This window comes from Bradyrhizobium sp. SK17 (assembly GCF_002831585.1).
GTDB lineage: Bacteria > Pseudomonadota > Alphaproteobacteria > Rhizobiales > Xanthobacteraceae > Bradyrhizobium.
On sequence record NZ_CP025113.1, the window covers coordinates 1613702 to 1626510 of the forward strand.

The following is a 12809-nucleotide window of genomic DNA, read 5'->3' on the forward strand; positions in this document are numbered from 1 at the left end:
CGCCGCCTTTACTTTTCGCTAAGGTTATCTCGCCGTCATTGCCACTCCCGATCGCAGCACGCTGCACGATCAGGTTTTGGTCTTCGCACCTGGACGCGTGCGGGACCGCCGGGCTTAACCGCCGCCAGCTCGCATTTCATTCAAATCGAGGCGACCCGCGGAACGCGGTCTTGTGCTTTGCCGGCGTAAGTACCTGTTCTTCCGGGGCTGGCCCGGCGCGCGTCACGCTGCTTCCGACTGCTTGATGAGACGGACCGTCCGTAGTTGCACGGACGGTAAAATTAACGTCGCCGTGAAGCCGGCCAAGCTATCGATACGAGGCGAGCGTTCCGTAGCACCTTGAGGGGACCGATTCATGGACGATCTGTTGCGCGAGTTCCTGACGGAGAGCAGCGAGAGCCTGGATACGGTCGACAACCAGCTGGTGCAGTTCGAGCAGGATCCGAACAACGCGAAGATCCTGGATAACATTTTCCGCCTTGTGCACACCATCAAGGGCACCTGCGGCTTCCTCGGGCTGCCGCGGCTCGAGGCGCTGGCGCATGCCGGCGAGACCCTGATGGGCAAGTTCCGCGACGGCATGCCGGTGAAGGCGGAAGCCGTGACGCTGATCCTGTCCTCGATCGACCGCATCAAGGAGATCCTGGCCGGGCTCGAGGCGACCGAAGCCGAGCCCGAGGGCAACGACCGCGACCTGATCGATCAGCTGGAAGCCATGGTCGAGCGCGGCATGGCGGCGATGGCCGCGGGTGAGACGGCCGTCGCTGAAGAATCCGTCCCCGTCGTCGAGGCGCCGCCGGTGCAGGCCGACATGACCGAAGGCACGCTGGTGGTGCAGACGCTGGAGCGCCCGTTGCGTCCAGGCGAGGTCTCGCTCGACGAGCTCGAGCGCGCCTTCCGCGAGACTGCGATCGAAGTCGTGGCGCCGGCGCCCGCAGCGGTCGCGAAGCCGGCTGCTCCAGCCGTCGCCGAGGCCGCCGAGCCCGCCAAGAAGCCGGCCCGCAAGGCCGTCGCCGAGGACGTCCAGGAAGGCGACAAGATCGCCAACCAGTCGATCCGGGTCAATGTCGACACCCTCGAACATCTCATGACCATGGTCTCCGAGCTGGTGCTGACCCGCAACCAGTTGCTGGAGATCTCCCGCCGCAACGAGGACACCGAGTTCAAGGTGCCGTTGCAGCGGCTCTCCAACGTCACCGCCGAGCTGCAGGAAGGCGTCATGAAGACGCGGATGCAGCCGATCGGCAATGCCTGGCAGAAGCTGCCGCGCATCGTCCGCGATCTCTCCGGCGAACTCGGCAAGCAGATCGAGCTGGAGATGCACGGCGCCGACACCGAGCTCGACCGCCAGGTGCTCGACCTGATCAAGGATCCGCTGACGCACATGGTGCGCAACTCCGCCGATCATGGCCTCGAGACCACCGCCGAGCGGGTCGCGGCCGGCAAGCCCGAGCAAGGTACCATTCGGCTCAGTGCCTATCACGAGGGCGGCCACATCATCATCTGCATCGCCGACAATGGCCGCGGGCTCAACACCGAGCGGATCAAGGCCAAGGCGCTCCAGAACGGTCTCGTCACCGAGGCCGAGCTCGAGAAGATGACGGAAGCCCAGATCCACAAGTTCATCTTCGCGCCGGGCTTCTCGACCGCAGCGCAAGTGACCTCGGTGTCCGGCCGCGGCGTCGGCATGGACGTGGTGCGCACCAATATCGACCAGATCGGCGGCACCATCGACATCAAGAGCGTGGCCGGCGAGGGTGCCAGTGTCACCATCAAGATCCCGCTGACGCTCGCCATCGTCTCCGCACTGATCGTCGAAGCCGGCGGCGACCGCTTTGCGATTCCCCAATTGTCCGTGGTCGAGCTGGTGCGGGCCCGCGCCAACTCCGAGCACCGCATCGAGCGGATCAAGGACACCGCGGTCTTGAGGTTGCGCAACAAGCTGCTGCCGCTGATCCATCTCAAGAAGCTCCTGAAGATCGACGACGGCGCCACCTCAACCGACGCCGAGAACGGCTTCATCGTGGTGACGCAGGTCGGTAGCCAGACCTTCGGCATCGTGGTCGACGGCGTGTTCCACACCGAGGAGATCGTGGTCAAGCCGATGTCGACCAAGCTGCGGCACATCGACATGTTCTCCGGCAACACCATCTTGGGTGATGGCGCCGTGATCATGATCATCGACCCCAACGGCATTGCCAAGGCGCTCGGCGCCTCCGGCTCCTCGGCCCATGACATGGCCGACGACAATGCCTCGGCCCATGCCACGAGTGGCGAGCAGCTCACCTCGCTTTTGGTGTTCCGCGCCGGTTCCGCGCAGCCCAAGGCGGTGCCGCTCGGCCTCGTCACCCGGCTGGAGGAGATCGCAACCGACAAGATCGAGCTCAGTAACGGCCGCTACATGGTGCAGTACCGCGAGCAGCTGATGCCGCTGGTGCAGATGGCCGGGGTCGCGGTGCAGACCCAGGGCTCGCAGCCGATCCTGGTGTTCGCCGATGACGGCCGCTCGATGGGGCTCGTGGTCGACGAGATCATCGACATCGTCGAGGAGAAGCTCAACATCGAGGTCGCGGGCAGCCAGGACGGCATCCTGGGCTCGGCCGTGATCAAGGGCCAGGCCACTGAAGTGATCGACGTCGGCCACTTCCTGCCGATGGCGTTCGCCGACTGGTTCTCGCGCAAGGAGATGCGGCCGTCGGCCTCGGCGCAGTCGGTGCTGCTGGTCGACGACTCTGCGTTCTTCCGCAACATGCTGGCGCCGGTCTTGAAGGCCGCCGGCTACAAGGTCAGGACCGCCGGCGGTGCGCAGGAGGGGCTCGCCGCGCTGCGCGCGGGCAGCTTCGACGTCGTGCTGACCGACATCGAGATGCCCGAGATGAACGGCTTCGAGTTCGCCGAGAACATCCGGTCCGACCACAATTTGATCGGGCTGCCGATCATCGCGCTGTCGGCGATGGTGTCGCCGGCGGCGATCGAGCGCGGCCGGCAGGCCGGCTTCCACGACTATGTCGCCAAGTTCGATCGTCCCGGGCTGATCGCGGCGCTCAAGGAACAGACCGCCGAACTGCGGCGGGCGGCCTGAGCATGATCCGGAAAAGTGTGAAGCGGCTTTCCGATCAGATCATGCTCAAACAAAGGGCTCGAAGGAAACAGATGCGATGACCAAGACCGAGACGACCGAAGGCGCGATGGCCGAATACGTCACCGCCGTGATCGGCGGGCAGCTGTTCGGGCTGCCGATCTCGCGGGTGCAGGACGTGTTCATGCCGGAGCGGCTGACGCGGGTGCCGCTGGCGACCAGCGAGATCGCCGGCGTGCTCAACCTGCGCGGCCGCATCGTCACCGTGATCGACATGCGCGCCCGGCTCGGGCTGCCGAAGGCCGACGACGGCCAGCCGCCGATGGCGGTCGGCGTCGACCAGCGCGGCGAATCCTACGGCCTGTTGATCGACCAGATCGGCGAGGTGCTGCGGCTGCCCGACGACAGCCGCCAGGACAACCCGGTCAATCTCGATCCCCGCATGGCCAAGCTCGCCGGCGGCGTCCATCGCCTCGACGGACAGCTCATGGTCGTCCTCGATGTCGATCGCGTGCTCGAACTGGTGCCCAAGGCGGCTGTGAAGACAGCTGCCGCAGCGTAACGCTCCGCCGCGGAGACGGTGGATTCTACAAGGAGGCCAACACATGAAGACGTGTCTTGTCGTCGACGATTCCGGTGTGGTGCGCAAGATCGCACGCCGCATCCTCGAAGCCATGCAGTTCGCGGTCATCGAAGCCGAGGATGGCGCGGTGGCGCTCGAGGCCTGCAAGCGCGCGATGCCGGACGCGGTGCTGCTCGACTGGAACATGCCCGTGATGGACGGCTTCGAATTCCTCGTGCAACTCCGCCGCATGGCCGGCGGTGACGCGCCGAAGGTGGTGTTCTGCACCACCGAAAACGGCATCGATCACATCTCGCGCGCGCTGCATGCCGGCGCCAACGAGTACATCATGAAGCCATTCGACAAGGACATCGTGATCGCGAAATTCCAGGAAGTGGGTCTGCTGGCGCTCGATGCGTCGGCCGAAGCCTAATACCCAGTTTCACCCTTTGCCTTTGCGAGGCTCCCGTGACGCCCCCTGACTACGAGTATCTGCGTAAGCTCCTCAAGGACCATTCCGGTCTCGATCTGTCCGCGGACAAGCAATATCTGATCGAGAGCCGCCTGCTGCCGCTGGCGCGCAAATGCGGCCTGTCCGGCATTCCCGACCTGGTGACGAAGATCCGGGCCGGCTCGTCCTCGCACACCGTCCAGGTGGTCGAGGCCATGACCACCAACGAGACGTTCTTCTTCCGCGACAAGGTGCCGTTCGACCACTTCCGCGACACCATCATGCCCGACGTGCTGAAGGCGCGTGCCGCGCGCCGCAGCGTCCGGATCTGGTGCGCCGCCGGCTCGACCGGGCAGGAGCCCTATTCGCTGGCGATGTGTCTGAAGGAAATGGGCGCCGCGCTTGCCGGATGGCGGGTGGAGATCATCGCGACCGATCTGTCGCAGGAGGTGCTGGAGAAGTCGAAGGCTGGCATCTACAGCCAGTTCGAGGTGCAGCGCGGGCTGCCGATCCAGTTGCTGGTCAAGTACTTCAAGCAGTCGGGAGAATTCTGGCAGGTCAATCCCGAGTTGCGCTCGATGGTGCAGCATCGCCAGCTCAACCTGCTGCACGATTTCTCCCAGCTCGGCACGTTCGATGTGATCTTCTGTCGCAACGTGCTGATCTATTTCGACCAGGACACCAAGATCAACATCTTCAACCGTCTTGCCCGCCTGATGGAGGCCGACGGCTTCCTGGTGCTGGGCGCGGCTGAAACGGTCGTCGGCCTGACCGACACGTTCAAGCCGATTCCCGAGCGGCGCGGCCTGTACCGCCCAAGCGGGGTGCGGCCGGCGCTTGCGATGCCACGGGCCGCCATGGCGGTCGGATATTGAGCGATGACCGAGGACGGCAGATCAATCGAGCGTGTCACGTTCAGCCGCGGGGTCGATGTCTGCATCATGGCCATCGACGGCACCTGGCGGCGTGACTGCCAGCTCAATGCCATCTCGGACAATGATGCGGCGCTGACCGTCGAAGGTTCCATTCAGGGGCTCAATCTGAAGGAATTCTTCCTGCTGCTGTCGTCGACGGGACTTGCCTATCGCCGCTGCGAACTGGTCCGCGTCAACGGTGCCGACATGGACATCAGCTTCCTCAAGGGCAAGCCGAGCAAGCGGCGATCCGCCGCCGACGACGAGCGGGCAAGAGCTTGACGTCGAGGGTCCGACGCCGCCGGCACGGCGCGGTCTTTAGTCAATCCGGATGTGTGGAACGGATCGCCGCCCCATGGGTTGGGACGTCGTTGGGACGATTTGCGCGATCGTGAAAAGGCGGGAGGTTGCTGGTCCGGCGGATCAGTTCAGCAGGCGCGCCGGTGCGTCCGAAACGTGAAGCCGATCGAGTGCCACGCCGAGGCCGGCGTCGCATGCCTTCAGGGCTGTGGACGCGGCGACGTATCGCGGGCTGACGTCGTCGAGAAGGAAGATGTTTGCGGCGGCGTCTTGCTCGGCCAGCAACGCCTCGCGCGCGATCGCGGCCTCGATCAGCCGCAGGCTCGCCTGGACGTGACCGATCAGCGCGACCAGGTCCGCCATGATCAGGTTGTAGGGATCATTGCCGTCGTCCGAACACGCCGTGACGCTTTCCGCGGCTGCATTTTCCATGCATGCTTCTCCACTGTCCCCCACTTTTAGGGAGCGTGGTGCTACTTGTGCGTTAAGCGGACGTCCCGTACAAATACGGGTCCATTGATCAATTTGGTCAAGACATCTCTTGTGCGGTCAGGTCAGCACGCTTCACCACTGATGGACGATGCATATGGTTGAGAATGGCGCTCCTCGCGGGGAAATCTTCGTAGTCGACGACGATCCAGCCGTTCGCGAGACGCTTTCCGTGGTCCTGTCGACCGCCGGCTACAAGGTGATCTGCTTTGCGGACGGCGCCGCACTGCTTGCAGTGGCTCGCAGCAGGACGCCGGCCTGCATCCTGCTCGACGTGCATATTCCCGGTAAATCCGGTCTCGATATCCTCAGAGAGCTTCACGGTGAGGATTATCCGGCGCCGATCTTCATGATTTCGGGGCAGGGCGACATCGCGATGGCGGTCAGCGCCATCAAGAACGGCGCGCTCGATTTCATCGAAAAGCCGTTCCGTGGCAATGAAATCGTCAGCCGTCTCAACGAGGCGATCGACGCCTATACGAGACGCCAGGCCGAGACTTCGGCGTCGCGCGTCGCTTCGCTGCATTTTCCGGGGCGCGAACCGCTGACCCGCCGTGAGCGCGAGGTGCTCGAACAGTTCACCGCGGGCGCCTCCAATAAGGAGGCCGGGCGTCAGCTCGGTATCAGTCCGCGCACGATCGAGGACCATCGCGCCAACATCATGAAGAAGCTCGGCGCGCGCAATGCCGCCGATCTCGTCCGGATCGTGATGACAGCGCAGCGCCAGGGTTGATCGGGACTACAAAAGCCCGTTTGTCATTGTGGCTTCCACATCGCGCAGTTTGTGCGATGCACGCTGCTCAACACGAGCGCCGGACGTCAGGTTCGGAATTCGAGCCTATGCATGCTACAGGGCATATACGCAGAGGCCCCGCGCATGCGCGGCAATATCCAGACACATCGTTGCGATGAGCCTGGCAGCAAAGAACCTGGCATCGAAAAACTCGGCATCAAACTTGGCGCAATGAAGATGACAAAAAAGACCAAGACCCCGGACCAATTGCGCAGCGCGCGATGGTTTGCTCCCGACGATCTCAGAGCCTTCGGCCATCGCTCCCGCGCGATGCAGATGGGCTACGCGCCGGAGGAATGGCGCGATCGGCCGGTGATCGCGATCATCAACACTTGGTCCGATGCGCAGCCCTGTCATATGCACTTCAAGAGTCGGGTCGACGACGTCAAGCGCGGCGTGCTGATGGCCGGCGGCTTTCCGCTCGAGCTGCCGGCGTTGTCGCTGTCGGAATCGCTGCTGAAGCCGACCACGATGCTTTACCGCAACATGCTGGCGATGGATGCCGAGGAACTGCTGCGCGGCCATCCGGTCGACGGCGTGGTGCTGATGGGCGGCTGCGACAAGACGACGCCCGGGCTGTTGTTGGGAGCCACCAGCATGAACCTGCCGGCGATCTATCTGCCGGCCGGTCCGATGCTGCGCGGCAATTGGAAGGGCCGCACGCTGGGCTCCGGCTCGGATGCCTGGAAGTACTGGGACGAGCGGCGTGCGGGGAAAATCTCCGACAAGGACTGGGTCGACATGGAGGCCGGCATCGCCCGCAGCTACGGCACCTGCATGACGATGGGCACCGCCTCGACGATGACCGCGATCGCCGAAGCGATCGGCATGACATTGCCCGGCGCCTCGTCGATCCCCGCGGCCGACGCCAACCACATCCGGATGAGCTCGGAGGCCGGACGCCGCATCGTCGAGATGGTGTGGGAGGATCTGACGCCGCAGCGGATCCAGACACGGAAGGCCTTTGAGAACGCCATCACGGTCGCGATGGCGATGGGCTGCTCGACCAACGCGATCATCCATTTGATCGCGCAGGCGCGCCGCGCCGGCCAGGACATTTCGCTCGATGATTTCGAGATCGCGAGCCGCAAGGTGCCTGTCATCGCCAATGTGCGGCCGAGCGGCGACCTCTATCTGATGGAGGATTTCTTCTATGCCGGCGGGCTGCCCGGCCTGATGAACCGCATCAAGCCGCATCTGCATCTCGACTGCATCACCGTCACCGGCAGGACACTTGGCGAGAACATCGCGGGCGCCGAGGTCTACAATGACGACGTCATCCGCACCGTCGACAACCCGATCTACAAGGAGGGCGCGCTGGCGGTGCTGAAGGGCAATCTCGCCCCCGATGGCTGCGTGATCAAGCCAAGCGCCTGCGATCCGCGCTTCCTCAAGCACAGCGGGCCGGCACTGGTGTTCGACGATTATCCCTCGATGAAGAAGGCGGTCGACGATCCCGATCTCGACGTCACGGCCGATCACGTGCTGATCCTGCGCAATGCTGGCCCACAGGGCGGGCCGGGCATGCCGGAATGGGGCATGCTGCCGATCCCGACCAAGCTGGTGAAGCAGGGCGTGCGCGACATGGTGCGGCTGTCGGATGCTCGGATGAGCGGCACCAGCTACGGCGCCTGCATCCTGCACGTCTCGCCGGAATCGTTCATCGGCGGCCCGCTGGCGCTGGTGCGCAACGGCGACCGTATCACGCTCGACGTTGCCGCGCGCACCATCGACCTCGACGTGCCGGAGGCCGAGCTCGCCGGACGCCGCGCGGAGTGGAAGCAGCCCGAGAAGCGCTTCGAGCGCGGCTATGGCTGGATGTTCTCGAAGCACATCAAGCAGGCCAATGAGGGCTGCGACTTCGATTTCCTCGAGACCGGGTTTGGCAAGCCGGTGGGCGAGCCGTCGATTTACTAGCTGTCGTTCCGGGGCACGCGAAGCGTGAGCCCGGAACCCATTTGTCCACAGCGCATGCGGCCCGATGGATTCCGGGCTCGCGCTGCGCGCGCCCCGGAATGACGAAAGAGCACCATGTCGAAACTCAGCGACGCCACCCGCAATAAACTCAAAACTGTCTCCACCGCCACCGTCGCGACCGCGCTGTTCAAGCGTGGCTTCCGTATCCAGATGATCCAGGACGTGCATCCCCTGAGCCCCGATCAGCCGACCATGGTCGGCGAGGCCTTCACGCTGCGCTACATGCCGGCGCGCGAGGATCTCAATACGATCGAGGTGTTTCGCGATCGAGCGCACCCGCAGCGCAAGGCGATCGAGGATTGCCCCGTGGGTGCGGTGCTGGTGATGGACAGCCGCAAGGATGCGCGTGCGGCGTCGGCTGGCGCGATCCTGGTGACGCGGCTGATGAAGCGCGGCTGCGCCGGCGTCGTCACCGACGGCGGCTTTCGCGACTCGGCCGAGATCGGGCGGCTTGGCTTCCCGGCATTCCACCATCGCCCGAGCGCACCGACCAACCTCACCTTGCATCAGGCGATCGAGATCAACGTTCCGATCGGCTGCGGCGACGCGCCGGTGTTTCCCGGCGACGTGATCCTCGGCGACAGCGACGGCGTCATCGTGGTCCCCGCCCATCTCGCCGACGAGATCGCCAACGAGACCTTCGAAATGACCGCGTTCGAGGATTTCGTCACCGAGCAGGTGCAAAACGGCCGCAGCATCTTCGGTCTCTATCCTGCGACGGATGAGCAGACGTTGAGGGATTTTGCAGTGTGGCGGAAGGCGAAGGGGCGGTAGCGGTTCATTGTCACCACATACCCCGCCGTCGTCCCGGCGAAAGCCGGGAGGTGGATTCACACTCGAAGTGCAACACTTGAGCAGCAAAGACCTCTGTCGGGGTCTTGAAGTCAAGGCATTTGCGCGGGGTGTTGTTGTAGGCGGCGATGGACTTGCGAAGGCGGCGGGTCGGCAGCTTCTCAAGGTCGGTGTTGCGTGGGATGAAGCGGCGCATGCGGCCGATGGCGTTCTCGATGCCACCTTTCTGCCAGGGGGCGTGGGGATCGCAGAAGAACGTCTTGATCAAGAGGCTTTGCAAGGAAAGGTGAGCTGCGAACTCGGTGCCGTTGTCGAAGGTGACGGTCCGGCGGATCGGTTGTGGCAGGACCTCGAACAGGCGCACGAGATGGTGGGCGACGCCGGAGGCGAGCTTGCTTGCGAGGGGGACGCCGAGCAACAGGCGGGAGGTGCGCTCATGCACGGCCAAGATCTGCTGACCGTATTTGGAGAACATCATGAGGTCGGCCTCCCAATGGCCCGGGGTCTTGCGATCGGCGACCTCGATGGGACGCTGATCCAGCGAAACACGGCCTTCGATGAAGCTTGCGGGACTGCCGCCCCGCTTGCCGCGACGACCGCGCTTGCTCTTGCCGCGCGGCAAATAGCGTCGCCAGCTGAAGTCCGAGGTGCGGGTGAGCTGGGCATAGATGAAGCGGTAGATGCTCTCATAGGAGATCACCCTGCGGCCGTGCTCACGCGCCAGCCGGCCGGCGACCTGCTCGGGCGACCAGCCCCGACCAAGACGTTCCAACACCGCGCGGCGCAGGCCGGGCTCTCGTTCGAGGCGAGAGCCCGTCCAGCGCCGCGCTCGCATCTGTTGCTGGGCATAGCTGGGCTTGTAACCGACCTGAACGCCAGAATTGCGGTTCAGCTCCCGAGAGATCGTTGATGGCGGGCGATCCAAAGCTGCCGCGATTTGCCGGATCGAGCTACCACCGGCCGAAAGCCTGGCAATCTCGCATCGCTCCTCCAGGCAGAGCTGCTTGTAAGTCCGCCCCATGGCAACACCTCCAGATGGAAGTGTTGCACTTCGTTTGTGAACTCAGGGGACCCATAACCACAGGGCGAAGTTTGGCGAAGATCGGCAGTTGCGTTGCACGCCGTGGGACTACGACTTCCTCTCTCGATAGATAACGCGGTATGGGTCCTGGCCTTCGCCAGGACGACGATGGGGAGATAAGGGGCAAAACTATCCGGACCCGTCGCCCGGATAGAGCGTAGCGAAATCTGCGCTACGAAGGCTACACCTCCGCCTTGTCCGCCATCCCCACCGCCCACAGCGCGAAGGCGTAGACGATCGCGACTTCATCCAGCCGGTTGAAACGGCCGGAGGCGCCGCCGTGGCCGGCGCCCATGTTGGTACGCAGCAGCACAGGACCGCCGCCGCGCATGGTGGCGCGCAGCCGCGCGATCCATTTCGCCGGCTCCCAATAGGTGACGCGCGGATCGGTGAGCCCGCCCATGGCCAGGATCGCCGGATAATCCTTCGCCGCGACATTGTCGTAGGGCGAATAGGACAGGATGGTACGGAAATCCTTCGCGCTCTCGATCGGGTTGCCCCATTCCGGCCATTCCGGCGGCGTCAGCGGCAAGGTGTCGTCGAGCATGGTGTTGAGCACGTCGACGAACGGCACCTCGGCAACGATGCCGGCGAACAGGTCGCCGGCGCGATTGGCGACCGCGCCCATCAGCATGCCGCCCGCCGAGCCGCCATGGCCGACAACGCGCTTCTCACCGGTGTAGTTCGCATCACACAGCGCGCGGCCGGCGGCGGCGAAATCGTCGAACGTGTTGGTCTTCTTCTCGCGCTTGCCGTCGAGATACCAGCCCCAGCCCTTGTCGGCGCCGCCGCGGATATGGGCGATCGCATAGACGAAGCCGCGGTCGACCAGCGACAGCCGGTTGGCGGCGAACGACGCCGGCATCGCCATGCCGTAGGAGCCGTAGCCATAGAGCAGCAGCGGCGCCTTGCCGTCGCGCACGAAGTCCTTGCGATGCAGGATCGAGACCGGCACTTGCGCGCCGTCATGCGACGTCGCCATGATGCGCGTGGTGACGTAGTCGGCCGGGTTGTGGCCGGACGGGATCTCCTGGCGCTTGCGCAACACCCGCGTCCGCGTCGCCATGTCGTAGTCATAGACCTCCGACGGCGTCGTCATCGACGAATAGGCAAAGCGCAGATTGGTGGTGTCGAACTCGTAGCCGCCCATGGTGTCGAGCGAATAGGCTGCCTCGTCGAACGCGATCGCGTGCTCCTCGCCCGTCTTGAGGTCGCGGATGATGATCGCCGGCAGTGCGTTGGCGCGTTCCAGCCGCACCATGTGGCCGGCATAGAGCTCGACGTCGAGCACATAGACGCCCTCGCGATACGGGATCAGGTCGCGCCAGTTGGCGCGCGCTGGGGAGCCGAGCGGCGCGGTGACGACCTTGAAGTCGATGGCGTCGTCGGCATTGGTCAGGATGAACAGTTCGTCGTCGCGATCGGCGATCGAATATTGCACGCCTTCCTCGCGCGCCGCGACCAGGCGCGGCGGCGCGTCGGGGTTGCTGAGATCGATCAGCCGCTGCTCCGAGGTCTCGTGATCGCCGCCGGCGATCACGCAGAAGCGGCCGCTGGCGCTCTCGTGCAGATGGGTGAACCAGCCGGAATCCTGCTCCTCATAGATCAGGATGTCGTCGGCCTGTTTGGTGCCGAGCCTGTGGCGCCACACCTGCATCGGGCGGTGATTGTCGTCGAGCTTGACGTAGAAGAAGCTCATGGAATCCGCGGCCCAGACCACGCCGCCGTCGGTCTCCTCGACGAGGTCGTCGAGATCGCCACCGGTGGCCCAGTCGCGCACGCGGATCGAGAAATACTCCGAGCCCTTGGTGTCGGCGCTCCAGGCATGCAGGCGGTGATCGTTGGAATGCCGGCTGCCGCCGAACTTGAAATATTCGTGGTTCTTTGCCAGCGCGTCGCCGTCGAGCACGACATGCGCCTCGCCGCCGTCGCGCGGCGTGCGGGCGAACAGCTCGTGCTGGCCGCCTTCGCGGAATTTCCTGAAATAGGCGAACGGGCCGTCCGGCGACGGCACGCTGGAATCATCCTCCTTGATCCGCCCGCGCATCTCCTTGACCAGCCGCTTCTGCAAGCCGCCGGTATGGCCGAGCAGGCTCTCGGTATAGCCGTTCTCGGCTTCGAGATAGCTCCGGATGTCGGGATCGAGAATCGACGGATCGCGCAGCACCTCCTGCCATTTCGGATCCTTGATCCACGCATAGTCGTCGGTCACCGTGATGCCGTGGGTGGTGAAGGAATGCGGCCGGCGCGGCGCGACGGGGGGCGATGTCTTGGTGGAGTGGGTCACACGATCCTCATGGTGCGGGTTCCGCTTTATATCGGGATGAATGTGGCGATTGCCAGATGGGGAGGGGTAGTTGTGAGCTCCGAT

General features: G+C 64.4%; 11 protein-coding genes. 8 read left to right on the top strand and 3 right to left on the bottom strand.

The window, feature by feature from the left end; all coding sequences use genetic code 11:
• The first annotated feature begins 355 nt into the window (after positions 1 to 355).
• The 5 genes from CWS35_RS07535 (at position 356) to CWS35_RS07555 (ending at position 5288) form a co-directional block, all read left to right on the top strand.
• Positions 356 to 3082 carry a hybrid sensor histidine kinase/response regulator gene (locus CWS35_RS07535; RefSeq protein WP_100951547.1) on the top strand — a complete coding sequence of 909 codons (2727 nt, stop codon included), beginning with the start codon at positions 356 to 358 and terminating at the stop codon, positions 3080 to 3082.
• 76 nt (positions 3083 to 3158) lie between these two features.
• Positions 3159 to 3641, top strand: coding sequence for a chemotaxis protein CheW (locus tag CWS35_RS07540; protein ID WP_100951548.1), 483 nt, complete (start codon positions 3159 to 3161; stop codon positions 3639 to 3641).
• A 43-nt stretch (positions 3642 to 3684) separates the two neighbouring features.
• On the top strand, positions 3685 to 4074 hold the full coding sequence (locus CWS35_RS07545) for a PleD family two-component system response regulator (RefSeq protein WP_024583691.1): 390 nt from the start codon (positions 3685 to 3687) through the stop codon (positions 4072 to 4074).
• Between the two features lie 35 nt (positions 4075 to 4109).
• Positions 4110 to 4967: a protein-glutamate O-methyltransferase CheR gene (locus CWS35_RS07550; protein ID WP_024583690.1), complete on the top strand. Its 858-nt coding sequence runs from the start codon at positions 4110 to 4112 to the stop codon at positions 4965 to 4967.
• A gap of 3 nt (positions 4968 to 4970) precedes the next feature.
• Positions 4971 to 5288 carry a hypothetical protein gene (locus tag CWS35_RS07555; RefSeq protein WP_024583689.1) on the top strand — a complete coding sequence of 106 codons (318 nt, stop codon included), beginning with the start codon at positions 4971 to 4973 and terminating at the stop codon, positions 5286 to 5288.
• Positions 5289 to 5429: 141 nt separating this feature from the next.
• Here the strand turns inward: CWS35_RS07555 and CWS35_RS07560 are convergent, their stop codons facing one another.
• Positions 5430 to 5738 carry a hypothetical protein gene (locus CWS35_RS07560; RefSeq protein ID WP_024583688.1) on the bottom strand — a complete coding sequence of 103 codons (309 nt, stop codon included), beginning with the start codon at positions 5736 to 5738 and terminating at the stop codon, positions 5430 to 5432.
• 154 nt (positions 5739 to 5892) lie between these two features.
• On the opposite strand from CWS35_RS07560, the gene CWS35_RS07565 reads away from it, so the two are divergent.
• The 3 genes from CWS35_RS07565 to CWS35_RS07575 all read left to right on the top strand — a co-directional run bounded on the left by CWS35_RS07565 (position 5893) and on the right by CWS35_RS07575 (position 9339).
• Positions 5893 to 6528, top strand: coding sequence for a response regulator transcription factor (locus CWS35_RS07565; RefSeq protein WP_024583687.1), 636 nt, complete (start codon positions 5893 to 5895; stop codon positions 6526 to 6528).
• 237 nt (positions 6529 to 6765) lie between these two features.
• On the top strand, positions 6766 to 8505 hold the full coding sequence (araD, locus tag CWS35_RS07570; protein WP_100956121.1) for an L-arabinonate dehydratase: 1740 nt from the start codon (positions 6766 to 6768) through the stop codon (positions 8503 to 8505).
• Between the two features lie 114 nt (positions 8506 to 8619).
• Complete coding sequence (locus CWS35_RS07575) at positions 8620 to 9339, top strand: ribonuclease activity regulator RraA (RefSeq protein WP_100951549.1); 720 nt, start codon at positions 8620 to 8622, stop codon at positions 9337 to 9339.
• A gap of 10 nt (positions 9340 to 9349) precedes the next feature.
• Here the strand turns inward: CWS35_RS07575 and CWS35_RS07580 are convergent, their stop codons facing one another.
• Positions 9350 to 10378, bottom strand: a complete 1029-nt coding sequence (locus CWS35_RS07580) for an IS30 family transposase (RefSeq protein WP_100951550.1) — start codon at positions 10376 to 10378, stop codon at positions 9350 to 9352.
• Between the two features lie 241 nt (positions 10379 to 10619).
• The gene (locus CWS35_RS07585) at positions 10620 to 12725 is read right to left on the bottom strand and encodes a S9 family peptidase (RefSeq protein WP_100951551.1); all 2106 of its coding nucleotides are present in this window, start codon (positions 12723 to 12725) and stop codon (positions 10620 to 10622) included.
• Positions 12726 to 12809 lie beyond the last annotated feature (84 nt).

Bases quoted from the DNA above. Each gene is read 5' to 3' on its own strand.
- CWS35_RS07540 (WP_100951548.1), top strand. From the start codon at position 3,159: ATGACCAAGACCGAGACGACCGAAGGCGCGATGGCCGAATACGTCACC.
- CWS35_RS07560 (WP_024583688.1), bottom strand. From the start codon at position 5,738: ATGGAAAATGCAGCCGCGGAAAGCGTCACGGCGTGTTCGGACGACGGC.
- CWS35_RS07535 (WP_100951547.1), top strand. From the start codon at position 356: ATGGACGATCTGTTGCGCGAGTTCCTGACGGAGAGCAGCGAGAGCCTG.
- CWS35_RS07545 (WP_024583691.1), top strand. From the start codon at position 3,685: ATGAAGACGTGTCTTGTCGTCGACGATTCCGGTGTGGTGCGCAAGATC.
- CWS35_RS07580 (WP_100951550.1), bottom strand. From the start codon at position 10,378: ATGGGGCGGACTTACAAGCAGCTCTGCCTGGAGGAGCGATGCGAGATT.
- araD (WP_100956121.1), top strand. From the start codon at position 6,766: ATGACAAAAAAGACCAAGACCCCGGACCAATTGCGCAGCGCGCGATGG.
- CWS35_RS07565 (WP_024583687.1), top strand. From the start codon at position 5,893: ATGGTTGAGAATGGCGCTCCTCGCGGGGAAATCTTCGTAGTCGACGAC.
- CWS35_RS07555 (WP_024583689.1), top strand. From the start codon at position 4,971: ATGACCGAGGACGGCAGATCAATCGAGCGTGTCACGTTCAGCCGCGGG.
- CWS35_RS07575 (WP_100951549.1), top strand. From the start codon at position 8,620: ATGTCGAAACTCAGCGACGCCACCCGCAATAAACTCAAAACTGTCTCC.